The organism is Ruegeria sp. CK1, from assembly GCF_056536545.1.
In genome coordinates this window covers 984,870-1,009,906 of the sequence record NZ_JBQFPX010000001.1, presented here as the reverse complement: position 1 = coordinate 1,009,906, position 25,037 = coordinate 984,870, and the positions used below count along the sequence as shown (strand labels likewise).

Annotated in this window: 23 protein-coding genes; 16 read left to right on the top strand and 7 right to left on the bottom strand. The window is 56.4% G+C overall.

Going from position 1 to position 25,037, the window contains the following annotated elements; translation table 11 throughout:
• Nucleotides 1-3 precede the first annotated feature (3 nt).
• Entirely contained in the window at nt 4-1,044 is a 1,041-nt protein-coding gene (locus tag ACR0L3_RS04865) for an ornithine cyclodeaminase (RefSeq protein WP_480744096.1), read from the top strand.
• Between the two features lie 141 nt (nt 1,045-1,185).
• Here ACR0L3_RS04865 and ACR0L3_RS04860 read toward each other — a convergent pair whose 3' ends face one another.
• The 3 genes from ACR0L3_RS04860 to dctP form a co-directional block, all read right to left on the bottom strand.
• Entirely contained in the window at nt 1,186-2,589 is a 1,404-nt protein-coding gene (locus tag ACR0L3_RS04860) for a TRAP transporter large permease (protein ID WP_480744094.1), read from the bottom strand.
• Between the two features lie 3 nt (nt 2,590-2,592).
• Nucleotides 2,593-3,222 carry a TRAP transporter small permease subunit gene (locus ACR0L3_RS04855; RefSeq protein WP_480744093.1) on the bottom strand — a complete coding sequence of 210 codons (630 nt, stop codon included), beginning with the start codon at nt 3,220-3,222 and terminating at the stop codon, nt 2,593-2,595.
• Between the two features lie 65 nt (nt 3,223-3,287).
• Nucleotides 3,288-4,304, bottom strand: coding sequence for a TRAP transporter substrate-binding protein DctP (gene dctP / locus ACR0L3_RS04850; RefSeq protein ID WP_480744091.1), 1,017 nt, complete (start codon nt 4,302-4,304; stop codon nt 3,288-3,290).
• A gap of 407 nt (nt 4,305-4,711) precedes the next feature.
• On the opposite strand from dctP, the gene acs reads away from it, so the two are divergent.
• From acs to ACR0L3_RS04810, 8 genes are all read left to right on the top strand, one after another.
• On the top strand, nt 4,712-6,676 hold the full coding sequence (gene acs, locus ACR0L3_RS04845; RefSeq protein ID WP_480744089.1) for an acetate--CoA ligase: 1,965 nt from the start codon (nt 4,712-4,714) through the stop codon (nt 6,674-6,676).
• 7 nt (nt 6,677-6,683) lie between these two features.
• A complete protein-coding gene (locus ACR0L3_RS04840; RefSeq protein WP_480744668.1) occupies nt 6,684-7,367 on the top strand; it encodes an adenylate kinase in 684 nt (227 codons plus the stop codon).
• Nucleotides 7,368-7,554: 187 nt separating this feature from the next.
• Nucleotides 7,555-7,839, top strand: coding sequence for a DUF4212 domain-containing protein (locus ACR0L3_RS04835; RefSeq protein ID WP_480532861.1), 285 nt, complete (start codon nt 7,555-7,557; stop codon nt 7,837-7,839).
• Nucleotides 7,840-7,844: 5 nt separating this feature from the next.
• On the top strand, nt 7,845-9,629 hold the full coding sequence (locus tag ACR0L3_RS04830) for a sodium:solute symporter family protein (protein WP_480744087.1): 1,785 nt from the start codon (nt 7,845-7,847) through the stop codon (nt 9,627-9,629).
• A 109-nt stretch (nt 9,630-9,738) separates the two neighbouring features.
• The gene (locus tag ACR0L3_RS04825; protein ID WP_480744085.1) at nt 9,739-11,562 is read left to right on the top strand and encodes a DUF294 nucleotidyltransferase-like domain-containing protein; all 1,824 of its coding nucleotides are present in this window, start codon (nt 9,739-9,741) and stop codon (nt 11,560-11,562) included.
• Nucleotides 11,563-11,606: 44 nt separating this feature from the next.
• The gene (locus ACR0L3_RS04820; RefSeq protein WP_480744083.1) at nt 11,607-12,125 is read left to right on the top strand and encodes a hypothetical protein; all 519 of its coding nucleotides are present in this window, start codon (nt 11,607-11,609) and stop codon (nt 12,123-12,125) included.
• Between the two features lies 1 nt (nt 12,126).
• On the top strand, nt 12,127-13,539 hold the full coding sequence (locus tag ACR0L3_RS04815) for a 3'-5' exonuclease (RefSeq protein WP_480744081.1): 1,413 nt from the start codon (nt 12,127-12,129) through the stop codon (nt 13,537-13,539).
• Nucleotides 13,540-13,627: 88 nt separating this feature from the next.
• Entirely contained in the window at nt 13,628-14,128 is a 501-nt protein-coding gene (locus ACR0L3_RS04810) for a flavin reductase family protein (RefSeq protein ID WP_480744080.1), read from the top strand.
• Here the strand turns inward: ACR0L3_RS04810 and ACR0L3_RS04805 are convergent.
• From ACR0L3_RS04805 to ACR0L3_RS04795, 3 genes are read right to left on the bottom strand one after another with little or no spacing between them, the layout of a single operon-like run.
• Nucleotides 14,125-14,604 (bottom strand): DUF6505 family protein, encoded by a 480-nt coding sequence (locus tag ACR0L3_RS04805; protein WP_480744078.1) that lies wholly within the window; start codon nt 14,602-14,604, stop codon nt 14,125-14,127. The genes ACR0L3_RS04810 and ACR0L3_RS04805 overlap by 4 nt on opposite strands.
• Nucleotides 14,604-15,296 (bottom strand): biotin/lipoate--protein ligase family protein, encoded by a 693-nt coding sequence (locus tag ACR0L3_RS04800; protein WP_480744076.1) that lies wholly within the window; start codon nt 15,294-15,296, stop codon nt 14,604-14,606. Before ACR0L3_RS04800 ends, ACR0L3_RS04805 begins: the two co-directional genes overlap by 1 nt.
• Nucleotides 15,293-16,354 (bottom strand): Mrp/NBP35 family ATP-binding protein, encoded by a 1,062-nt coding sequence (locus ACR0L3_RS04795; RefSeq protein WP_480744075.1) that lies wholly within the window; start codon nt 16,352-16,354, stop codon nt 15,293-15,295. Before ACR0L3_RS04795 ends, ACR0L3_RS04800 begins: the two co-directional genes overlap by 4 nt.
• Before the next feature lie 108 nt (nt 16,355-16,462).
• Here ACR0L3_RS04795 and ACR0L3_RS04790 point away from each other — a divergent pair, with 108 nt between their 5' ends.
• On the top strand, nt 16,463-17,194 hold the full coding sequence (locus ACR0L3_RS04790; RefSeq protein WP_480744073.1) for a c-type cytochrome: 732 nt from the start codon (nt 16,463-16,465) through the stop codon (nt 17,192-17,194).
• Here the strand turns inward: ACR0L3_RS04790 and ACR0L3_RS04785 are convergent.
• On the bottom strand, nt 17,188-19,143 hold the full coding sequence (locus tag ACR0L3_RS04785) for a 4Fe-4S binding protein (RefSeq protein WP_480744071.1): 1,956 nt from the start codon (nt 19,141-19,143) through the stop codon (nt 17,188-17,190). The two genes, ACR0L3_RS04790 and ACR0L3_RS04785, sit on opposite strands and share 7 nt — an antisense overlap.
• A 238-nt stretch (nt 19,144-19,381) precedes the next feature.
• Here ACR0L3_RS04785 and ACR0L3_RS04780 point away from each other — a divergent pair, with 238 nt between their 5' ends.
• The 6 genes from ACR0L3_RS04780 (at nt 19,382) to fdh3B (ending at nt 24,994) form a co-directional block, all read left to right on the top strand.
• Nucleotides 19,382-19,936: a DUF3305 domain-containing protein gene (locus ACR0L3_RS04780; RefSeq protein WP_480744070.1), complete on the top strand. Its 555-nt coding sequence runs from the start codon at nt 19,382-19,384 to the stop codon at nt 19,934-19,936.
• Nucleotides 19,933-20,499, top strand: coding sequence for a DUF3306 domain-containing protein (locus ACR0L3_RS04775; RefSeq protein WP_480744069.1), 567 nt, complete (start codon nt 19,933-19,935; stop codon nt 20,497-20,499). Before ACR0L3_RS04780 ends, ACR0L3_RS04775 begins: the two co-directional genes overlap by 4 nt.
• 4 nt (nt 20,500-20,503) lie before the next feature.
• Complete coding sequence (locus ACR0L3_RS04770; RefSeq protein ID WP_480744067.1) at nt 20,504-21,115, top strand: TorD/DmsD family molecular chaperone; 612 nt, start codon at nt 20,504-20,506, stop codon at nt 21,113-21,115.
• A gap of 58 nt (nt 21,116-21,173) precedes the next feature.
• On the top strand, nt 21,174-21,362 hold the full coding sequence (locus tag ACR0L3_RS04765) for a ubiquinol-cytochrome c reductase iron-sulfur subunit N-terminal domain-containing protein (RefSeq protein ID WP_480744065.1): 189 nt from the start codon (nt 21,174-21,176) through the stop codon (nt 21,360-21,362).
• 132 nt (nt 21,363-21,494) lie between these two features.
• Nucleotides 21,495-24,389, top strand: a complete 2,895-nt coding sequence (locus ACR0L3_RS04760) for a formate dehydrogenase subunit alpha (protein WP_480744063.1) — start codon at nt 21,495-21,497, stop codon at nt 24,387-24,389.
• Between the two features lie 11 nt (nt 24,390-24,400).
• Nucleotides 24,401-24,994, top strand: coding sequence for a formate dehydrogenase FDH3 subunit beta (fdh3B, locus tag ACR0L3_RS04755; protein ID WP_085821701.1), 594 nt, complete (start codon nt 24,401-24,403; stop codon nt 24,992-24,994).
• Nucleotides 24,995-25,037: the final 43 nt, after the last annotated feature.

Below are 25,037 nucleotides of genomic sequence, written 5' to 3'. Positions count from 1 at the left end.
CCGATGCAACCTTCTGACAAGGCGCTTGTGCCCTTTGTGTCCGTCGATAACATGATGCGTTTGGTGCATCACGTCGGCGTCGAAAAGATGATCACCCAGATCGCAGCCCAAATCGAAGCCGACTTCAAACGATGGGAAAGCTTCGACAAAACCCCGCGTATACCGGCGCATTCGCCGCACGGTGTGATCGAATTGATGCCGACGTCCGACGGTGAGGCCTACGGGTTCAAATACGTTAACGGCCACCCCAAGAACACATCCGAAGGCCTGCAGACTGTCACAGCTTTCGGTCTGCTGGCCGATGTTTATACCGGTTATCCTACCCTTCTGACCGAAATGACGATGCTAACGGCACTACGCACGGCAGCAACTTCGGCGCTGGTGGGCAGCTATCTGGCTCCAAAGTCGTCTTCGGTGATGGCCATGATCGGTAACGGCGCTCAATCTGAATTTCAGTGTCTGGCCTTCAAGGCGATGTGTGGCATTACCACCGTGCGTCTTTACGACACTGACAGCAACGCGACCAAGAAATGCGCTGCCAACCTTCAAGGCAAAGGTCTGACAGTCATACCCTGCACAACCCCTGAAGAGGCCATCGAAGGCGCGCACATCATCACAACGTGCACGGCGGACAAAAAATATGCCACGATCCTGACGGACAATATGGTTGGACCCGGTGTACATATTAACGCTATCGGCGGGGACTGCCCCGGTAAGACAGAATTGCACCGAGATATCCTTCTGCGGTCAGACATCTTTGTCGAATACCCTGAACAAACGAGGGTCGAGGGTGAAATTCAGGCACTGGATGATGATCACCCTGTAACTGAGATGTGGCAGGTCATGACCGGCAAAGCCGAAGGACGCAGCGACGATCGTCAGATCACGTTGTTCGATAGCGTGGGTTTCGCAATCGAGGATTTTTCGGCCCTGCGTTACGTCAAATCGGCCATTGAGGGCACCGAATTCTTCGAACCCCTCGACATGCTGGCCGACCCTGATGATCCGCGTGACCTTTTCGGAATGCTGATGCGAGCTGGGTAAAGTCCGTAGAAGGGGGCCCTGCCCCCGCCGCCTTCGGCGCCTCCCCCGGGATATTTTGGGCCAGATGAAGTACTGGATCCCGGCTTCATCTGGCTACAAATATCCCGGAGCGCGAGGCAGAGCCTCGCAAAACTCTCCCGCTTACCCAGCAAGCGAGGGCAAGTAGAGTACAATGGCCGGGAACGCGACAAGCAGGGCTATGGTTACGCCGTCCGCAATGAAGAACGGTGTGACACCTTTGAAGACATCCTGAACGCTCAAATCTGGGCGCACTCCGGCAACAACAAAACAGTTCAAGCCGATGGGGGGCGTGATTAGGCAAAACTCGGCCATTTTAACGACCAAAATACCGAACCAGATTGCGCACATTGGACCGGACATCCCAAAGGCGCTTTCGGCAGCGCTGACGGTTTCACCACCATTCAGGGCCATGACGGCTGGATAGACTACAGGCAGAGTCAGCAAAAGCATGCCGATGGCATCCATGAACATGCCCAACACCGCATAGGCCAGCAGGATGCAGATCAGGATCAGCATCGGAGACATTTCCAACGACGTGATCCAATCCGAAAACGCACCTGGCAAGTCCGCGAAACCCAAAAAGCGCACATAAATCAGCACACCCCAGATAATCGAAAAGATCATTGCTGTCAGTTTCGCAGTTTCCAGCAGTGCCGATTTCAGTTCGGTCCAGCGCATGCCGTGGAACAGTGCAAAGCAGAATACTATGAAGGCACCGATAGCCCCCCCTTCGGTAGGGGTCCCCCAAGCCGTTTCGCCGAACGGGTTGTATACAAAACAAATAATGATCAGGATCACGGCTACAATTGGGAATGCGCCCGGCAAGGCAGCAAATCGTTGTTTCCAAGTAAAGCCCGTAACTGGAGGCCCAACGGTTTTGAAAACCACCGCGATACCTACGATCAGCAGACCATAGATCAGCGCCGAGAATGCACCTGGAATGAACCCCGCAAGCAATAGCTTACCTACATCCTGCTCAACGATAATCGCATAGATCACAAGGATGGCCGAAGGTGGGATTAACGAGGCCAGCGTGCCGCCAGCTGCGACCACCCCAGCCGCGAATTGCTTGTTGTAGCCGACTTTCAGCATTTCGGGGATGGCAATACGCGCAAATACAGCGGACGTTGCAACGGACGCGCCTGAGACAGCTGCGAACCCTGCGGTTGCGAATACAGTCGACACGGCTAATCCGCCTGGAACCCAGGCCACCCAGCGTTTAGCCGCCTCGAACAATGCGCGGGTAAGACCTGCATAATAGGCCAAGTAACCAATCAGGATAAACGTCGGGATCAGGCTGAGCGTATGGGCGGCCACTTTTGAATGCGGCACCTGCCCAGCCGTTTTGACAGCAACCGTCAGCGCCTTGCCAAAACGGTCAGGGTCATAGCCGAACTTGGCCCAGAAAATCCAAACAAGTCCGACTAGCCCGGCAAGACCCGCCGCGAACGCCACACGCATGCCAGTGACAACCAAGAGTAGCAGACCACCAGTGACCCACAGGCCAATGTCAATCGTGTCCATGCGCTAGTCCTGCCCTTCGAATTGCTCCGCCTCAGCGGCAGCCTGTGCGGCGGCATCTTGGATCAATGGTACAGCCACCGGATGCTCTAACCCAAGCAACAGGGCACGTCCGTAACCCCAGATTTGCAAAACGAGCCGTGCGCTCAAAACTGAAAATGCCACTGGGGCCAACAGCTTTGCTGGCCAAAGCGGGATACCAATGTCGATCGAGCTATCGCGGCTCCACAAGGGGGCGCCAAAGTCGAAAGATCGATCGAAGTGGGCCCAACTGCCCCAGACTAGCGCCAGCATCAGCACGAGGATCAGGATCACCGAGATCAACTCGAACAGCCACAACGCCCGCCCGTGCAACCGAGCGATCACGATATCCATTCGGATGTGCCCGCCACTGCGTTGCACATAGGAAACGCCCAAGAATGCAATCAAGGGCATGGCTTGTTCAATCCAGTCTACATAACCAGGCAGAGGCGCGTTAATCGCATTGCGTCCGCTTACCGAGACTACGGCCAGAACCATCAGTCCAAAAACGGCCAGGCCGCTGATCAAGGCCAAAAACTGCTCTAACTTCAATAGATGGCGATCCAGCCGACTAAGGCTGCTGCCGTCTTCAAGCACCGTGGCCTGTCCTGCCATTCCGGTGGTCCCCTGTTTTTTACGATTGGAGTCCGGGCGCCTGATCCGGCACCCGGATCAGTCGATCAGTTACCGCCGCGCTGCTGTTTCAGCGTGGTTTGAACCAGATCATAGAGGTCTTGAGCAGGAAGGCCCTGGGCGGTCATGTCCGCGATCCATTGCTCGCGGATTGGATCGGCTGCCTTTGTACGGAACTCCTCCAAAACGGCTTCGTCGATCTCGACTTTCTGGACACCTTTTTCATCCAGAACCCCGTCCCACTGTTCCAAAAGTCCACCATAATTGGCCAAATAGTGGTCAATCGCCTCGTCAATTGAACTGTTCAGTGCTTCACGATGTTCAGCCGGCAGGGCCTCATAGGCTTCGATGTTTACCACCACCGGACAATTGACTGTGCCGGGGTTCAGGTTCGCAGTCCACCAGTCGGCTTCGTTAATCGTGCCAAAGGACAGATGTGCGTGTTGGGCGAACGCGACCGTGTCTACAACGCCGGACTCCATCGCGTTGAACGCTTCTGTCGCAGGGACAGAGGTCGGCACACCACCGACTGCTTCAAACGCTTGTCCAAGTCCACCAGTGGCCCGTACACGCATTCCGTCGAATTCGGAGAGTTCATCGCGTGGATCACCAGTACCCACAAGATTGTACTGCGGCATGGGCGAGGTCATAAGAATGCGCGCGTTCCACTGGGCCATCTCATCTTTGACGGCAGGGTGATCATAAACCGCATGGCTGACAGCCACTTCTTCTTCCAGCGTATTCACGCCAAGGAAGGGTAGTTCAAGCACCGTAATCGCGCGGTTTTTGTCGCGGTGATAACCCGCGCAAAACTGAGCCATCTCGAATGCGCCGATCTCGATCCCGTCAAGATTTTCCCTCGGCTTCGACAGACCGCCGTAGCTAACGTTAATGGTGAAATCGCCATTGGTTTTCTCACTCACCAATTCCGCCAGTTTCTCAACGTGTTCGGTAAACGCACGACGTTTGCCCCAAACCGAGGCATTCCATTCTGTCGCTGCAGCTTCGGACACGAATGCAACAGTTAACGCGGCGACGGCAGCGCCACTCAACATCTTTTTCATTCTGGTTCCTCCCATTTTTGCGCCCTTTGTCAAAGCGCTTGCGAGCAAAGCTAGCGCCAACACTAAGATGTGCCAACCCCGGGTTGTCTAAGCCGACATCGACCGCCAGCGCTAACAACTAAAAGATGCACAACGGATGCAGATTTTTACCTGTAAATTCTCGAGAAAAATCATAACAGCTTACCATTTGTTTTTATTACGATTTATAGAATCTAATGAACATTATTTTACATACGATACCTAATGAGAGAAATTTCTTTACAAATAAAGTCCGAAGTTTCGGTAATTTATTTAGTTGTTTTCAAAACCGCATATTATTTCAGCGTGGGAGGAAACGGGTCGACATCGCCCGTTCTGCGGGCAAGATTCGGCCCGGTGAAATAAAGTCCAGAGGGAGGAGCCTCAGTATGACAACCGCTGCCCAGGCAGATGCCAACGTTTATCCGCCGTCCGCCGAAACCGTTGCACGCGCACATGTTGATGCCAACAAGTATAACGAAATGTACAAGGCTTCGATCCAAGACCCAGTCGCGTTCTGGGACGAACAAGGCAAGCGGATTGACTGGATTAAGCCGTATACTCAGGTCAAGGATGTCAGCTATGACTTTGGTTCGGTCGGCATTAATTGGTACGCGGATGGTACGTTAAATGTATCCGCTAACTGTTTGGATCGCCACCTGAAAACACGCGGTGATCAAACCGCAATCATCTGGGAACCGGATGATCCGAACGACGAAGCGCAGCACATAACTTATGCTGAATTGCACCGCCGCACCTGCCGGATGGCAAATATTCTGGAGTCGTTGGGTGTACGCAAGGGCGACCGCGTGGTCATCTATCTGCCCATGATCCCCGAAGCGGCTTATGCAATGCTGGCCTGCGCGCGTATCGGAGCAATCCATTCCATCGTTTTCGCGGGTTTCTCGCCCGACGCGCTGGCCGCTCGGATCAATGGTTGTGATGCCAAGGTGGTTATCACCGCAGACGAGGCACCACGCGGAGGTCGTAAGACACCATTGAAATCCAATGCGGATGCCGCCCTGCTGCACTGCAAGGACACCGTTAAATGTTTGGTAGTTAAACGCACCGGCGGTCAAACCACATGGATTGACGGTCGCGATTACGACTACAACGAAATGGCGCTAGAGGCGGATGACTATTGCGCGCCCGCCGAAATGAATGCCGAAGATCCGCTGTTCATTCTCTATACGTCCGGTTCGACCGGTCAACCGAAGGGCGTTGTGCATACGACAGGCGGTTACTTGGTTTATGCCGCCATGACCCAAGAGATCACCTTTGATTACCACGAGGGCGATATCTACTGGTGTACCGCGGATGTGGGCTGGGTCACCGGCCACAGCTACATCGTCTATGGCCCGCTAGCCAATGGTGCGACGACACTGATGTTCGAAGGTGTTCCGACCTACCCGGATGCCTCGCGCTTCTGGCAAGTTTGCGAAAAGCACAAAGTGAACCAGTTCTACACCGCCCCAACTGCGCTGCGGGCCTTGATGGGGCAAGGCAATGAGTGGGTCGAGAAATGCGACCTGAGCGACCTAAAAGTTCTGGGAACCGTCGGCGAACCGATCAATCCAGAAGCTTGGAACTGGTACAATGAGGTTGTTGGCAAGGGAAATTGCCCAATCGTGGACACTTGGTGGCAAACCGAAACTGGTGGTCATCTGATGACACCCCTGCCCGGCGCACACGCGATGAAACCCGGTTCGGCGATGAAACCGTTCTTTGGTATTCAACCCGTGGTTCTGGACCCTCAGTCCGGTGTTGAGATCGAAGGCAATGGCGTCGAAGGTGTTCTGTGCATCAAAGACAGTTGGCCCGGTCAGATGCGCACCGTTTGGGGCGATCATGAGCGGTTCGAGAAGACGTATTTCTCGGATTACAAAGGCTACTACTTCACCGGCGACGGTTGTCGTCGCGATGAAGATGGTGATTACTGGATCACTGGCCGTGTTGATGACGTTATCAACGTCTCGGGTCACCGTATGGGCACCGCTGAAGTCGAAAGTGCTCTGGTTGCGCACGCTGCCGTGGCCGAGGCCGCCGTGGTCGGCTATCCCCATGAAATCAAAGGACAAGGCATCTATTGCTATGTCACCTTGATGAATGATTGTGAGCCATCGGATGACCTATTGAAAGAGCTGCGCACTTGGGTTCGGACCGAGATCGGTCCGATCGCTTCGCCTGACGTGATCCAGTGGGCCCCAGGTCTGCCCAAGACCCGTTCAGGAAAGATCATGCGCCGTATCCTGCGCAAGATCGCCGAGAACGACTTTGGTTCGTTGGGTGACACTTCGACCCTTGCCGATCCGTCGGTGGTCGAAGATCTGATTGAAAACCGTGCGAACAAGTGAGGGTATGATGGACGCTGTCACGACCATATCTCCCGCAGTTCTGATCCTTCTCGGCCCTCCGGGTGCTGGGAAGGGAACACAGGCGCGGATGCTTGAGGACACCTTCGGGCTGGTTCAACTCAGCACCGGTGATCTGCTACGAGAAGCCGTTGCTGCCGGGACCGAAGCTGGTAAAGCTGCAAAGGCCGTGATGGAAGCTGGTGACCTGGTCAACGACGAGATCGTCATCGCCATCCTGCGCGACCGCATGGCACAGCCGGATTGTGCCAAGGGCGTTATCCTCGACGGTTTTCCACGCACCACGGTTCAGGCCGAAGCGCTGGACGGTCTGCTGGCCTCGTCAGATCAAAAGATCAACGCTGCGATCAGCCTTGAGGTTGAGGATGCAGAAATGGTGATCCGTATCTCGGGCCGTTACACCTGCGCCGGATGCGGCGAAGGCTACCACGACACGTTCAAAAAGCCTTTGAAAGAAGGCGAATGTGACAAGTGCGGCCACACAGAATTCAAACGCCGCGCCGATGACAATGCGGAAACTGTGGCTTCGCGTCTTACCGCGTACCACTCGCAGACCGCGCCGCTGATTGATTACTACCAGGCCCAAGGTGTGCTGAAAGGCGTCGATGCCATGGGCCAGATTGATGATATCGCTCGCGACCTGCAAGGGGTTGTGGGCGACGCAATGAAGTAAGGGGAGGAGAGAAGCCCACCTAAAGGGCTTTGATCCGAAAACAGAATTCTTTGATGGACCCGCCTTGGCGGACCAGAGAAGTTTTGCCTGACGTCACGGGGCGTTCGGCACATTCGAGAAGCGGCCCGACGCACTGGAGGAGTTGGGCAAAGGGCCGCCCAACGCATTAGCGAAGGAGGAACCCGCAATGGCGGATCATTCAACAAACTCCGCGCAGACTGCCGAAGCCGACAAGGGCTATTGGCAGGCCAACCTGCGTCTCATCTACATCAGCCTCGCAATCTGGGCGCTGGTGTCGTTTGGATTCGGCATTCTGCTGCGTCCGTTGCTGTCGGGGATCGCTGTAGGCGGCACCGATTTGGGCTTTTGGTTCGCTCAGCAGGGATCAATTCTGGTCTTTCTGGTGCTGATCTTCAACTACGCCTGGCGCATGAACAAGCTGGACGCCGAATACGGCGTGGATGAGGAGTAAACCCCATGGACCAGTTTACCATCAACCTGCTGTTTGTTGGCGCGTCCTTTGCGCTCTACATCGGCATCGCGATCTGGGCCCGCGCGGGTTCCACATCGGAATTCTACGCCGCCGGTCGCGGCGTTCACCCGGTCACCAACGGTATGGCGACAGCAGCGGACTGGATGTCTGCGGCATCGTTCATCTCGATGGCGGGCCTGATTGCCTTTACCGGCTATGACAACTCGACCTTCCTGATGGGTTGGACCGGTGGCTATGTGCTGCTGGCACTGCTGCTTGCGCCTTACCTGCGTAAGTTTGGCAAATACACCGTATCAGAGTTCATTGGCGACCGTTTCTACAGCCAAACCGCACGTATTGTGGCCGTGGTCTGTCTGATCGTCGCATCCGTGACCTACGTGATCGGTCAGATGACCGGCGTTGGCGTGGCCTTTGGCCGCTTCCTTGAGGTGTCCAACACATCCGGTCTGCTGATCGGTGCCTGTGTGGTCTTTGCCTACGCGGTGTTCGGTGGGATGAAAGGCGTGACCTATACTCAGGTCGCTCAGTACTGCGTGCTGATCACCGCCTATACCATTCCAGCGATCTTCATCTCGCTGCAACTGACTGGTACGCCGGTTCCGGCGCTGGGTTTGTTCAGTGACACCGCCAGCGGTGAACCTCTGCTTACCAAACTGGACGCAATCGTGACCGAGCTAGGCTTTGCTGACTATACGGCGCACCACTCGAACACGCTGAACATGGTGCTGTTTACCCTGTCGCTGATGATCGGTACGGCCGGTCTGCCGCACGTGATCATGCGCTTCTTCACTGTGCCGAAAGTGTCTGACGCCCGCTGGTCCGCTGGCTGGACGCTGGTCTTCATCGCGCTGCTGTACCTGACCGCCCCTGCGGTTGGCGCAATGGCTCGTCTGAACATCACCGACATGATGTGGCCCAATGGTGGCATCGAAGGTGGCGCAGTCTCGGTCGAGGAAATCGACACCGATCCGCGCTATGACTGGATGAAGACGTGGCAGAAGACCGGTCTTCTGGATTGGGAAGACAAGAACGGCGACGGCAAAATCCAGTACTACAACGACGCCAATGCAAACATGCAGGTCATCGCGGAAGAAAAAGGTTGGGTTGGTAACGAGCTTACCAAGTTCAACCGCGACATCCTGGTTCTGGCCAACCCCGAGATTGCCAACCTGCCGGGCTGGGTGATCGGTCTGGTCGCTGCCGGTGGTCTTGCGGCTGCTCTGTCAACCGCTGCGGGTCTGTTGTTGGCGATTTCGTCGGCCGTGTCCCACGACCTTGTGAAAGGCGCGATCAACCCGCAGATCTCTGAAAAAGGAGAACTGATGGCGGCGCGGATCGCAATGGCTGTCGCTATCGTCGTTGCAACCTATCTGGGTCTGAACCCACCGGGCTTTGCGGCGCAAACTGTGGCCCTGGCGTTTGGTCTGGCAGCGGCATCAATCTTCCCGGCGCTGATGATGGGGATCTTCTCGACCCGCATCAACAACACCGGTGCAGTCTGCGGTATGCTGGCTGGCCTGATCGTTACCCTGGTCTATATCTTCCTGCACAAGGGTTGGCTGTTCATCCCGGGCACAAACTCGTTCACCGACGCTGACCCGCTTCTGGGTCCGATCAAGTCGACCTCGTTCGGCGCAATCGGTGCAATGATCAACTTCGGCGTCGCTTACGTCGTCGCCGGAATGACCAAAGAGACTCCGCAGGAGATCGTTGAATTGGTCGAAAGCGTTCGCATTCCCCGTGGCGCGGGCGCAGCTCAGAATAAATGAGCATGATGCGGCACATGTTTAACTTCCATGTGCCGCATTTTTCGATCAACTGTTCCCGTCCGGCATTCCACCGGGCGGGCTTTTTCAACCAGAAACCAAGGAGTGTCTGATGCCCTTATCCCATGACCAGATCACAAGGTTTCTGAAATCCGTACACCCCTATGACGCCCTTCCAGCTGAAACTCTGGACGATCTCGCCAAGCAGATCGAAGTGTGGGAAGTCGAAGAAGGGTTCCCTGTTTACGAGCTGGGCAATACCATGCCCGGCGTCTTTTTGATTTACGAAGGCCAAGTTGAGATCACGGATGAGAACAACTCCGTCGTTTCACATCTAGGCCTGCGCAATTCTTTCGGCGAACGCGGCCTGTTGAAAGACGGCAAGGCTGCAACGCATGCCCATGCACACACACCGTCAGTCTTGATGGTTTTGCCGCCGAACGTTGTGCGCGACTTGATCGACGATCACGATGTCGTCGCCAAATTCTTCAATAGATCGCGTGGAGAGCGCACAGGCCCGCAAAGCCTTGCCACCAGTTCGATTGACACGCTCATGGCCCGTAACCCAGCCGTTTGCCCACCTTCGATGCCGGTGCGCGAAGCGGCTCAAATGATGCGAGACCGCCATATCTCATCGCTCTGCATCAGCGAGGGTGACGGTATTTTGGGCATCGCCACCTTGAGAGATGTTTCCGGAAAGTACGTGGCAGATGGGATGCCTGAGAGTACCCCGGTATCGGCAATCATGACCTCTGATCCGGTCACCCTGTCACCTTCGGACATTGGATCGGATGTTCTGCACGTAATGATGGAACGTGGCATTGGCCACATCCCGATTTGTGAAGGCGGCAACTTGGTCGGCATCGTCACGCAGACCGATTTGACGCACTATCAAGCTGTGAACTCAGCCGAGTTGGTGCGCCGCATCGCCAACGCAAATTCCGCGACTGAAATGGCGTTGACCACTGCGGAGATTCCGCAGCTGTTGGTACAGCTTGTGGCCGGGGGCAACCGGCACGAAATTGTCACCCGTTTAATTACCGATATCGCCGACACCGCCACTCGTCGTTTGCTGGCACTGGCAGAAAAGAAACTAGGTCCGCCACCCGTGCCGTATTTGTGGCTGGCCTGCGGCTCTCAGGGGCGACAGGAACAAACCGGCGTATCTGATCAGGACAATTGCCTGATGCTGGCAGACAGTGCGACTGAGGTCGACATGACCTATTTCGCGGAGTTGGCGAAATATGTTTCGGACGGGCTGGACACCTGCGGATACTTCTATTGCCCTGGTGACATGATGGCGACCAATCCCCGGTGGTGTCAGCCTGTACGTATCTGGCGCGACTATTTTAAAGGGTGGATTTCTAAACCGAGCCCCGAGGCGCAAATGCTAGCCTCTGTCATGTTCGACCTGCGTCCTATTGGCGGTGCTTTCGAGCTGTTCGAGGATCTCCAGGCCGACACGCTGGCTGCCGCCAATTCGAATTCGATCTTTGTGGCGCATATGATTTCGAATTCATTGAAACACACCCCGCCCCTGGGCCTGCTACGTGGATTTGCCACCATCCGTTCGGGCGAGCATCGCAACACTCTGGACCTTAAGCACAACGGCGTTGTACCGGTAGTTGATCTGGCCCGCATCTACAGCCTGCAGGGACAACTGACCGAAGCCAACACCCGCGCCCGCCTGAAAGCAGCCGAAGCGGCAAATGTGCTAAGCGCATCAGGTGCTCGGGACTTGCTGGACGCTTATGACCTCATTGCAGAGTCGCGGCTTGAGCATCAGGTAAGACTGGTCAAATCCGAAAAAAAACCCGACAACTATCTTCCACCGTCGGATTTGTCCGACTTTGAGCGAAGTCATCTACGCGATGCCTTCGTCGTTGTAAAAACAATGCAGTCCGCTGTTGGCCACGGCAAAGGCATGCTGGGCTAGGCTAAAACTAAATGGGCGCAGTCGTCTGAAACGCGGAGAGATACATGTTTTTGGAACTGATCGGCACAATCTTTGCAGGGTTTGCATTCGCCGGTGTGGTGATGGTGTTCAACAAACTGTCTGGTGGCCGCCTGCCCCGTTGGGCAGCTCCGGTTGCCGCCGGTCTGGGAATGATCGGCATGACCATCGCCAGCGAATATTCCTGGTACGACCGCACTGTTGAAACACTTCCCGAAGGGATGGAAATCGTCCAGGAAGTTGAAAGTAAAGCCTTCTATCGTCCGTGGACCTACGCAGTACCGTTCGTTAATCGGTTTGCCGCCTTAGATACAGCCTCGGTCCGCACCAATGAACAGGTACCGGAACAACGGCTTGCTGACATGTACTTTTATGGTCGGTGGTCACCGATCTCGAAACTTCCGATTGCCGTCGACTGCGCTGCAAACAGCCGTGCCAGTCTGGCCGATGGGGTCGAATTCGGGGACGATGGCCGTTTGCTGAACGCCGACTGGCTGAATGTCAGCGCCCAAGACCCAATCGTCGAGGCCACCTGCGGAGTATAAAATGCTAACCCGGCTAAGCTTGCGCGTTCGTATATTTTTGTTCTTCTGTCTGCTGGCAGTGGGCGCGTTGGCCGTCAGTTCCGTAGCGCTCTGGATCAGTTATTTGCGTGTCGCTGATCCCGATCTTGTGAACGCTTTCATCTTAGCTGAAATCATAATGGGCTTTGGATTTATAGCTCTGATCATCGCAATCTGGTTGATGTTTGACGACAATGTCGCCAAGCCCATTGAACGCTTATCAGCCCAACTGCGAGCGCGCGCGCACGCAGGTGTCAGCACCGATGTCGACATGCAGGCCGCGCGGTACCTTGGCGACTTGGCCCCGGCGGCTGCTGGGTTGGCTGATCAACTATCAGACAAAACAATGAACGTGGCTGAGGCGATCGCAGCAGAAACTGCCCATCTGTCGGCGGAAAAGCAAAGGCTGACTGCATTGCTGACCGAAATCCCAGTGGCGATGGTTCTGGCCAGCCCTACGCACAAGATCGTGCTCTACGATGGGCAGGCCGCAGGCGTTCTGGCTCAGATCGCGCACCCGCGCCTGAACGCTTCGCTGTTCGAGTACCTGCAACCCAACGCACTGCAACAAGCCCATGAAAAATTGTCGAAAACCGGGCTTGAAGTCGATTGTACCCTGACCAGTATCGACGGTACGCAATCTTATTCTGCCCGCATGAAGCCTTTGGGTGATGCGCCGGGGTATCTGCTGATCTTCGACGAAAGCGCAGCTAATATTTCACCCGAGGCTTCGCGGCCACTAGTCTACGATTTCGACCTGTTGAACAGTGCGGTTGGAGGACAATTCGAAACCTTAGCATTGAACGAACTGTGCTTTGTCGTGTTCGACACCGAAACCACGGGATTGCTACCGCACAAGGATGAAGTCGTTCAGATCGGTGCTGTTCGGGTGGTAAACGGACGTATCGTCGACGGTGAGCAATTGGACATGCTCGTCGATCCAGGCATACCAATCCCGCCAGCTTCGACCAAAGTCCACAAGGTAAACGATCACATGGTTCAGGGCGCCCCGGATATTGCCGAAGCCGGGCGCATCTTTCACCAGTTTGCGCGGGACGCCGTGATCGTGGCCCACAACGCGCCCTTTGACATGGCCTTTTTGCGGCGTCACGCCAAGCGTATGAATGTCGATTGGGATCATCCCATTTTGGACACGGTTTTGCTGTCCGCCGTCCTGTTCGGTGCCAGCGACAAACACACGCTGGATGCCCTGTGCGACAGGCTGGAGATCACCATTCCACACGAATTGCGACATACAGCTTTAGGAGATGCGGTCGCCACGGCCCGTGCGCTGGTAAAAATGCTGCCAATGCTACAAGCGCGTGGAATGGTAACGTTTGGCGCGGTAATTGAGGCTACCCGCCAGCATGGGCGCCTTCTGGAAGATCTTAACTAACCGTCTAATTGCTAACGCAAGAGTCAGCTTTTCATGGACAATTCCTGCGGGTCGTGGCACCTGATGCAAGCCACTTCACGAGCGGAAAATGACGATAAAAACCTTCACCCCGACACCAGACCAGCATACGGCCTTCCGTGAGGCGTTAGGATGTTTCGGGACCGGTGTCACCGTCATCACAACGAACACTCAGAACGGACCGCGTGCGATCACTGTGAATTCGTTTTCATCAGTTTCGTTGGATCCACCGCTGGTGCTGTGGTGCTTGGCCAAAGATTCGCATCGCTTCAACTCGTTCAACGCCTGTGAGCATTATTCAATTCATGTGATGGCGGAAGAACAGCAAGAGCAAGCACTGAAATTTGCCCGCGACGGGCTTGATTTCTCACATTCTGATTGGAACCCGGACCACAAGGGCCGTCCACAGCTGGTCGATTGTCTTGCCCGGTTTGATTGTCAACTGCACGCCAAACACGAGGCCGGAGATCACTTGATCCTGTTGGGTGAGGTTGAACAAGTGATGTACCGAACGGGCAAAGGCCTAATATTCAAGCGCGGACAATTCGGCGGCTTCGCGGACCTGCTTTAGTCATCCAGCGAACCGTGAACAGCCAGCGCTTCGAGCTGAGTTTCTTGCGGGGTGATGATGCGAAACGCCTCGTGCACACCAGTATCAGACAATTCGCGCGCCACGGTTAGCAGAGTGTTGGGCGCGTGTTCCTGGCACAGTTCGGCCATGTGGGAGATTTCGCTCTGGGCGACACCCAATGCAGCATCAACCGAAGGTGCGCCGTACAGCTGCACAAAATGCGTGGCCAAGTTTTGCGCGATTTGGTCCAATTCCGCCTGTTCGATTTGCGTGACGGCAACGAAGGTCACTCTTCCGAAAGTCTCCACACCCAACCAGCCGTTTGAGAAAGCCTGTCGAGCCTTACCTTCCAGATCGGCCTGCCCCCAGTTTGAGAATTCGAAACCGCCCGAGATGCACCATTCTCCGGTCCGGGCTGGTGAGTGGAACACGTTCATATCGCTTTCATCAAAATGAATCGCTCGGGCCAATTTCATTATTCGTTCTCCAACAATTCGGTCATTGGACGCAGTCGTGTCTCTGAGCCGTCGCGGATCAGCATGCCGAACCGCTCATCCGTGCCCAGAAACACACCACTGTCGCAAGGCTCTCCCACGCCGCGCAACAGACCCATCCACTCTCCATGCAGCGGCGCATTGCCGTCCTCTTGCCAGCGGTTAAGCCACGTCAGCATGTGCCGTGACCAGCTTTCAACCAACCGTACTGGCGAGACGTCAGCGCAGCCTTCGTCATAAAGCGCTGTTTTATCCGGAGTATTACCGGGGTCGTCGCCGGTTTGCAGCAGCGCCAGTTCCCAACCTACGACCAACCAGTCGGGTTCAACATCGGGTTCACCGGTCGAAGCTGCAACATGGAACCTTCCGCATTTAGCCCCGTTCACACAGATCAGACCGTCCCATCCAAGATGCACAGCGACCTCAGGCGGGGCCAACGCACCAAGAGCATTCTGAAAGCCAACGGCGCATAGCGGCAACATGGCCATGGCCTCTTGCAACGGCACTTCTGGTGCAAAGACAATCGCGACACGTAGACGGTCGGCCTGAATGTTGTAGACAACTGTCCCGGCATCACAGCCAAGTGCAGCCATGGCCTGCGCGCGCTCGAACGGGTCTTCCCCGCCCTGCACCGGATGACCCATCAGCAAAGGGGGAAATACCGCTTGGTTCATGCTTTGCCCTTGGCAATCATATCCCGGGCAATTTTGCGGAATGACTCGGCTTGCGGGCTTTCCGGTTTGCTTACCACTATCGGAGCGCCACCGTCGGCGGCGACCCGAATATCCAAGTGAAGCGGTATTTCACCTAACAATGGAACGCCAAGCGCTTCGGCTTCCGACGCAACCCCACCATGGCCAAAGACGTGTTCCTCATGCCCGCAATTGGAACAGATGTGGGTCGACATGTTCTCGATCATGCCCACGATCGGTGTTTTGAGCTGGTTGAACATATCAATCCCCTTGCGGGCGTCGATAAGGGCCACGTCTTGTGGAGTGGATACAACAATGGCGCCATCCACTTTAAACTTTTGGCTCAGGGTAAGCTGCACGTCACCTGTGCCTGGCGGCAAGTCGACAATCAGCACGTCCAAAGCGCCCCATTGCACCTGGTTCATCATCTGTTGCAGTGCGCCCATCAGCATCGGGCCACGCCAGACAACCGCCTGCCCTTCATTGGTCATCAGACCCATCGACATCATGGTCACGCCATGGTTTCGCAAGGGCAAGATTGTTTTGCCGTCTGGGCTGGCCGGGCGACCAGACACACCCAGCATCCGGGGCTGAGATGGACCATACACATCGGCATCCAACAGGCCGACGCGACGACCCTCAGCGGCCAAGGCACAGGCAAGGTTGGCAGATACGGTGGACTTGCCCACTCCGCCCTTGCCCGAAGCGATAGCGATAATCCGATCCACGCCCGGAACAGCCTGCGGTCCGGTCTGCGAAGGCTTCGGTTTGGGCTTTAAGTCTGGCGGTGCCTTATCTGAGTGTGCTGTCATCATGGCCGAAACAGAGGCTACACCGTCAACCATCTGCGCGGCTTGTTCGGCGGCTGCGCGAACGGGTTCCATTCGTTCCGCCTGTTTTGGGTCAATCTCCAACACGAAACGCACAGTGTCGCCTTCAACGTTCAGCGCACGCACGACTCCCGCGCTGACGATATCCTGACCAGAAACCGGGTCGGTGATCTTTTTCAGGTTCGCCAGAACCGCGTCGCGGACACTCATGCGTTCACCCCGTTGATTTGCCCCACCATGAGGTTGATCTTCATTGCATGTGTCTCCGTCTCATTCAGTTCATTTGACGCATTTGGTACCTGCCCGTTAGGCTAAGTTATGCGCTTTGTCCTTTTGTGCCTGAGCCTGACGCTCTCCGCCACCCCCTCTTGGTCACAAGAGGCGCTAGGGCTTGCTGCCCCAGCCGAGGTTTCAGACTCTGGTCTGTTGCAACATATTCTTCCACGCTTTTCTCTCAAGACTGGTATTCGGGTTATTGCTGACGACGCAGGCGTTTTGGTGCTGGAAACATCGCCACCGGGTGATCCTGTCTTTGCGCGCGATGGGGCAATCTATCATCTGAGAATCGAGGACAATGATCCCCGGCACGAAAGGTTTCGGGATTGGTTGCTATCGGACATAGGCAAGAACACGGTGGAAAGTTTTACTCCGACCCAAGGGGCTCCTTTCTCTGCCAGCTTCGAAGTTGCGGTCACAACTGAAGACGCAGTGATCGACGGCGATGCCGTACGCGGCGAAGAGCTGTCAATGACACATTGCGGTCGCTGCCATGTAATCGGCCCCAAAAATCGGTTGAACGGGTTGGGTTCAACACCTTCATTCGCGGTACTTCGCGCTATGCCTGACTGGTCTGAACGGTTCGAGGCTTTCTTTGCCTTGAACCCCCATCCAGCTTTCACCCAGATAGATGGTCTGACACCGCCTTTCGACCCAGAGCGCCCCTCTCCCATTCATCCTGTTGAGATGACCCTGGACGAACTAGAGGCGATCCTAGCCTTTGTCTCGGTGATCGAGGCAGCCGATTTGGGCGCGCCGCTACAGCTTCAGTGATCCTTTCGTTTTGAGAAATAGTCATCAGTCGTAATAACCTTGGGCTTTGGTTTCGACTGGAACGGGTTGTCTTGCTGCTGGAACTGTGCGTTCACACGACAATTGTCGCACATCTGGATCATCCGAGCCTTGTCGGACGTCGCAAACATCGGGTGTGTCCCCGAGAGCTTCTCCATGATCCGCTCGACTGTAGATTTCACGCCGAACAACGCACCGCATTCCACGCAGGCAAAGGGTTCTTCTTCGTTGAGCACTTGTTGCGACAGGGCCGCGTCGCTCAGATCCAGTTGCGGGACCAAAGATATAGCATCTTCGGGGCAAATCCCCTTGCACAACCCGCACTGAAGGCAGGCATCCTGCTGAAAGTTCAGCTGTGGTTTATCAGGGTTATCAATCAACGCTCCGGACGGGCAGAGAGACACACAGCTGAGGCACAGCGTGCAGGCATCTGTGTCCACCACGACGGCGCCGTAAGGGGCATTCTCTGGCAACGGCAGAGGCCCATCCGCTTGCGGGTTCAGCGCCTGCGCCGACAATCTTGCAATTTGCCTGCGGTTTCCCAGTGGAAGCACCGGATCAGGCAGCGGCGTCGGAACGCCCTGCCCATAAAGAAGATCGGCCATTACGTCCGGGTCGGCTTCGTCAATAAGTCCTATCCCATTTGGCCCCGCGATTGCCTGTGCTAGTTCCAATTCGCGGTCCAGCGCGTCACGCTCGGTTGTTGGAGCCAACAAAATGTCGACCCGCGCAAAACCATGGGCCAGCCCGGCCAGCATTTCGGCGTGACCGAACCCAGAGATCACGTTCAACTCCAACGGAATGACGTCCGCCGGCAGGCCGCGTCCGAACCGGGCCGCAAGCCGGATCATCTCGGCCCCGTGGGCGTCATGAACCAGCAAACGGGGGGCTTCGCCACCTGCGCGCCTGTAAGTGCGCGCCAGAATGTGCATTCGTGACAGCAGTGCCGAAACAGGTGGGTCCTCATATGTGATTGCGGTCGATGGACAAACTGCCGCGCATTCGCCGCATCCGGCACAAATCATCGGGTCGATGGCGACGTGCTCGCCAGCTGGTGTAATCGCGCCCGTGGGGCAGATATCCAGACAATTAGTACAGGCGACCTGCTCGGCGCGGGAATGGGCGCAAAGCGTTTCTTCCATCCGCACGTAAAGTGGTTTTTCAAACGTACCCACCAATTGAGCCGCCTCAAACGCCAAGCGTTCGACAGCAATCACATCCTTAGGATCAGCGCGTAAATATCCCTCGCGCTTGGCAGGAGCCTGCACGAAAGATGCACCTCCGGTCAGGTCAACAACAATATCGCAGGAGGATTGCGCCCCATCACGCGATGCGGACCAAGTAAAGGCACCGCGTCCCCCCGGCTCTAATTGTTGGAAGGCATCAAGTCGCAAAGAAAATCCGCCGAGCGCACCCGTCAGCGACCGAACCCGCCCTCGAACCGCGTCGAATGCACGAGAAATCGGTTGGGAATCATCGGTGACCAAAACCGTTACAGCCAGTTCACCCGACAGCCGTTCCGCCATTTCAAACGCAACCTCGCCCGGGCCGACGATAAAACATGTACCTTCGCTATAGACGTCTACGCTGGGCGTGACTGGTTGCGGTAGAACGGCTTCGGCAGCCAGGGCAGCCATCTTTGGCAATGCATCGCTGCCCTGCTCGGACCAGCCAGCCCGGTCACGCAGATCCACGAATCCCGGCGCTTCAACATTCAATTCATCAGCAAGGGCTCGAAACGTTTCTTGTTCCTGTCCGCAGGCAATTACAACCTGCTCGCCGCCTGTCATGAACTCTGCTGCTGTGCTCAATTGATCGGTGCATAGCGCCGTATGTGTTCTAGAGCATTCTATTTGACACGCGGCACCAATTTTGTCGCCGTCTACAGTTTGGCTGCCTGCGCAATCGCAAAGCAAAAGTTTGGTACCCATATCCTCCCCCGGATACATTTCATACGCTAGGCACATTAGACCGTATATCGGGACAGGCAATCCGGTTGTTGAAATCCTTGGATTTATTGGCAATTTCTGACAATTTCTATTGGGTATTTTTTGGTTAAATTAACGTGATTTGGCCCCCAACAAGCAGAATTCGGGCTTGGCACAAAGACATCTTCTGTACCATAATGCATCACGTGGAAGGCAGGGGAGGCCTTTCAAGGAGGAGCCAGTGGCTAAGGCCGCAAGCCAGAATAAAATGCCAATAGGCGTAGTCGTTCGTAAAACACCTGGTGTAACTTGCTGGGCGAAATGGAATTGGCGCGCTGTTGCAGTATTGCCCGGTGCAGGACCAGCCGACTGGCAGGAGCTGCGCCGTGAGGGTGAAGCCGTGGAGTATCACGCGGCCACTCTTCCGCTAACTCTTTGGGCAGATGAGACCGAGGCCTACATGGTCAACCTGTCCGACGGTCAACCTTCAATCTACCTTGTTCTACGCGAATCGCTGGATGGCGAACGCCCGATGGATGCTGTGCTTGTCACGGCATCTCCGTTCGAAGGGCAAGACTATGCGGATACGGGCGAAGAGATCGTCGAGAAAATCCCGATGACCGAAGGGCTGATTGCCTGGGTCAGGGATTTCGCGCTTGAGCATCATCGCGATGAGGTTTTCGTTAAGCGCCGCCGCGACAAGAAACGGACAGACCTTGTAGAGGACGGCAAAGGAGACGCACGTATCCGCCAAACCTCCGACGTTTACCGCGCGCCGCGGAGGATCGTGCAATGACTGAGGCACACGATTTCTGGTCCCGCCGCAAGGCCGCCGTTCTGGCTGAGGCCGAAGCCGAGGTCATCGCGGCGGAAGAACAAGCTATCACCGCGCAGCAAGCTGAACTGGAAGAAAAGAGCGACGCCGAGATATTGGCTGAGTTCAACCTACCCGACCCTGATCAGTTGCAGGCCGGCGATGACGTCTCGGGCTTCATGGCCAAAGCGATACCTGACCGTCTGCGCCGCCGCGCTTTGCGGAGGCTGTGGCGGTTGAACCCGGTTCTGGCAAATGTCGACGGGCTGGTGGACTACGGTGAAGACTACACCGATGCCGCCTGTGTGATCGAAAACATCCAAACTGCTTACCAGGTTGGTAAGGGCATGTTGGCCCATGTCGAAGCTTTGGCAAACGCTGCGGAAGAGAATAAAGTTGAGACAGACGCGGACGAACCGCAAATCGATCTGGAAATAGCCGAGGAACCTGACCCGGAACCCGTGCAGGTGGCCGCAATTGCTGAACCTGAGGAGACAGAGTTGCCCCCTGCCCCTCGCCGCATGAAATTCGAGTTTGAAGGATAAACTTATGAACGCAAGTAACGCGCAGAACTTGGATGTCTCGGCCGAAGATCGACTGCGCGCGGATTTCTACAACTTCCTCGGACTTTTGTTGTCGGCTCCACCAGATCAGATGTTGTTGGGTCAGGTTGCGGGTCTGACCGGGGACGAAACCGATCTGGGGCAGGCTATTCAAGCTATGGCGCGCGTTGCCAAGGTCACCAAGCCCGCTGCGGCAGAACGCGAATTCAACGCACTGTTCATTGGATTGGGTCGAGGTGAATTGCTGCCCTATGCCAGCTTTTACCTGACTGGTTTCCTAAACGAGAAACCCCTGGCCCAGCTTCGGAACGACATGGTCGTGCGCGGCATTACACGCGCCCAAAACGTGTTTGAGCCAGAGGACAATATCGCCTCATTAATGGAAATGATGGCAGGCATGATCGTGGGTCGCTTCGGTGCGCCCGCCTCGCTCGAAGATCAAAAAGCATTCTGGAACAAACATATCGGCCCTTGGGCCACGCATTTCTATTCGGATTTGGAAGCAGCCGAAGCCTCGGTTCTCTATGCCTCGATCGGCAGTGCCGGTCGAGTTTTCATGGAGATTGAGCGCGAGGCTTTCCGGATGACGGCGGCATAACCCGCCACTCGCCAGCGCCCGAAAAGGCGCTAGATCGCAAATGGGAGAGGAGAAGCCCATGAGCAAGAAAAAGGAAGAAGGCGCAACCCGCCGCGACTTCCTGAAACTGGCCGGAACTGCAGCGCCTGCTGCCGTCGCCGCCGCCAGCCTGAGCGGTCAAGCCGAAGCGGCCGAGCTGCCGACGGACGAGACCCGCATGCAGGATACCGCGCATACCCGCGCGTATCTGGAAAGCGCGCGCTTCTAAGCCGCCTCGACTACGCCCGGTGCACCAGCCGGACGATGTCACCACCCGACTGACGGTTGCGATTGGCCCTGACGTCGGCATCAGAAGCACCAAGCCAGCCATGCAGCACATGGCGAGCAAGGGAGGAAGACAATGTTAAGGAAAAAGACCAACGGGGTTGCGAGACGCCCCCAGCGGACAAGTATCCTGTCCCAAGTCGGCGAGAAAACCGTCGATCGCCGCGCGTTCCTGCGTGGCTCGGGCCTGACGATCGGCGGCCTCGCCGCGATCAGCGCCACGGGTGGAACCGTGACGCCTGCCAGTGCCCAAACAGCGGCAAACCAAGCCGTTGAAAACATCAAATCCGTGTGCACGCACTGCTCGGTCGGCTGTACCGTCGTCGCCGAAGTGCAGAACGGCGTCTGGATCGGGCAAGAACCCGGATGGGACAGCCCGTTCAACTTGGGTGCGCATTGCGCCAAAGGGGCTTCGGTCCGTGAGCACGCTCATGGCGAACGCCGCCTGAAGTACCCAATGAAAAAGGAAGGCGGCGAGTGGAAGCGCATTAGCTGGGAAGAGGCGATCAACGAGATCGGCGACGGCATGATGAGCATCCGCGAAGAATCCGGACCGGACAGCGTGTACTGGCTGGGATCGGCCAAACACAACAACGAACAGGCCTATCTGTTCCGCAAGTTCGCCGCCTACTGGGGCACGAACAACGTGGACCATCAGGCCCGTATCTGCCACTCGACCACTGTTGCGGGCGTTGCGAACACATGGGGCTACGGCGCCATGACCAACTCGTACAACGACATGCACAACAGCCGGGCCATCTTCATCATTGGTGGCAACCCGGCCGAGGCGCATCCAGTCTCATTGCTGCATATCCTGCGCGCGAAAGAGCAGAACAACGCACCCTTAATCGTCTGCGACCCGCGCTTTACGCGCACCGCGGCCCATGCGGATGAATATGTCCGTTTCCGCCCCGGCACCGACGTCGCACTGGTCTGGGGTATCCTATGGCACATCTTCGACAACGGATGGGAAGACAAAGAGTTCATTCGCACCCGTGTCTGGGGCATGGACCAGATCCGTGAAGAGGTTGCAAAGTGGAACCCCGAAGAGGTTGAGCGCGTAACTGGCACGCCCGGCTCGCAGCTGCGCCGCGTCGCTCGGACGATGGTAAACAACCGACCCGGAACAGTTGTCTGGTGCATGGGTGGTACGCAACATACCAACGGCAACAACAACACCCGCGCATATTGCGTGCTTCAGCTTGCCTTGGGCAACATGGGTACGTCGGGCGGTGGCACCAATATCTTCCGCGGCCATGACAATGTGCAGGGCGCGACCGACCTTGGTGTTCTGTCCCATACCCTGCCCGGCTACTACGGCCTTTCCGCAGGAGCATGGGGCCATTGGAGCCGCGTTTGGGGGGAAGATCTGGATTGGCTTAAAGGTCAGTTCGCCACGATCAAGGATAAGGAAGGCAAGGACAAGCCGCTGATGAACGAGCGCGGCATCCCGGTCTCCCGCTGGATCGACGGTGTTCTGGAAGATCCGGCCAACATGGATCAGGACAACAACGTCCGCGCCATGGTTCTATGGGGTCACGCGCCCAACTCGCAGACCCGCATGACGGAAATGAAGACGGCGATGGAAAAACTGGACATGTTGGTCGTTGTCGACCCATATCCGACCGTTTCTGCCGTGCTGCATGACCGTACTGATGGCGTCTACCTGTTGCCAGCCTGTACACAGTTCGAAACCCGCGGCTCTGCCACGGCTTCGAACCGTTCGCTGCAATGGCGCGACAAGATCGTCGAACCGCTGTTCGAAAGCCTGCCGGACGAGGTCATCATGGCCAAGTTCGCCAACAAGTTCGGCTGGGCAGATCGGTTCTTCCGCAACATCGAGATGGACGATCCCGAAACGCCGAATGTTGAAAGCATCACGCGTGAGTTCAACTCGGGCCTTTGGACCATCGGCTATACCGGTCAGTCGCCAGAACGTCTCAAAAGCCACATGGCCAACCAGCACACGTTCGATAGAACGACACTGCAAGCCATTGGTGGTCCGAACGACGGCGAATACTATGGTCTGCCCTGGCCTTGCTGGGGAACGGCTGAGATGGGTCATACGGGGACTCCAAACCTCTATGACATGTCCAAACCGGTGGCCGAAGGTGGCCTGACTTTCCGCGCTCGTTTCGGCGTGGAACGCGATGGCGACAACCTATTGGCCGAAGGGGTTTATAGCGTTGGATCGGAAATTCAGGATGGCTATCCGGAATTTACGATGCAGATGCTGATGGACCTCGGCTGGGACGGCGACCTGACTGCTGAAGAACGCGCAGCAATCGACGCCGTTGCAGGACCAGAGACCAACTGGAAGACCGACCTATCCGGCGGTATTCAGCGGGTCGCGATCAAGCATGGCTGTGCGCCCTTCGGGAACGCCAAAGCCCGCGCTGTCGTTTGGACCTTCCCGGATCCGATCCCACTGCACCGCGAGCCGCTCTATACGAACCGGCGCGATCTGGTGGAAGATTATCCGACCTACGAAGACCGGCAAGCATATCGCCTGCCCACCCTTTACGCTTCGATCCAAAAGAACGATTTTTCTAAGGATTATCCAATAATCCTCACGTCAGGTCGTCTGGTCGAATATGAAGGTGGCGGCGATGAAACGCGGTCAAACCCATGGTTGGCCGAGCTTCAACAGGACATGTTTGTCGAGATCAATCCGCGCGATGCCAACAACCTTGGCATTCGAGACGGTAGTCAGGTCTGGGTCGAAGGTCCTGAAGGCGGCAAGGTCAAGGTGATGGCGATGCTGACCAATAGGGTCGGTGCCGGCGTGGCCTTTATGCCATTCCACTTTGGCGGCCATTTCCAGGGCGAAGACCTAAGGGCGAAATACCCCGCAGGAGCTGACCCCTATGTGCTGGGTGAAAGTGCCAACACCGCCCAGACCTATGGCTATGATTCAGTGACCCAGATGCAGGAGTCCAAAGTGACGCTCTGTAAAATCTGGACAGCGTAAGGAGGACGATAATGGCTAGAGCAAAGTTTCTCTGCGACGCTGAACGCTGCATCGAGTGCAACGCCTGCGTAACCGCGTGTAAGAACGAGCACGAGGTACCGTGGGGCATCAACCGCCGCAGGGTGGTGACGATCAATGACGGTGACCCGGGCGAACGCTCGATCTCGGTGGCCTGTATGCATTGCTCGGATGCGCCTTGCATGGCGGTGTGCCCGGTCGACTGCTTCTATCAGAACGAAGAAGGCGTCGTCCTGCACTCCAAAGACCTGTGCATTGGCTGCGGCTATTGCTTCTATGCGTGTCCGTTCGGCGCGCCGCAATACCCGCAGGCGGGCAACTTCGGATCGCGTGGCAAGATGGACAAGTGCACCTTCTGCGCCGGCGGCCCCGAGGAAACTCACTCGACCGCAGAGTTCGCAAAATATGGTCGCAATCGGATCGCCGAAGGCAAACTGCCCATCTGCGCCGAAATGTGTTCCACCAAGGCCCTTCTTGCCGGTGACGGCGACGTGGTCTCGGCCATATACCGCGAGCGCGTTGTGGCTCGCGGGTTTGGCTCAGGCGCGTGGGGTTGGGGCACAGCCTACGACCAGAAAGACGGGTAAAACCGTTTTCATGAGCCAAGCAGACGACCCACGTTCGTGGGTC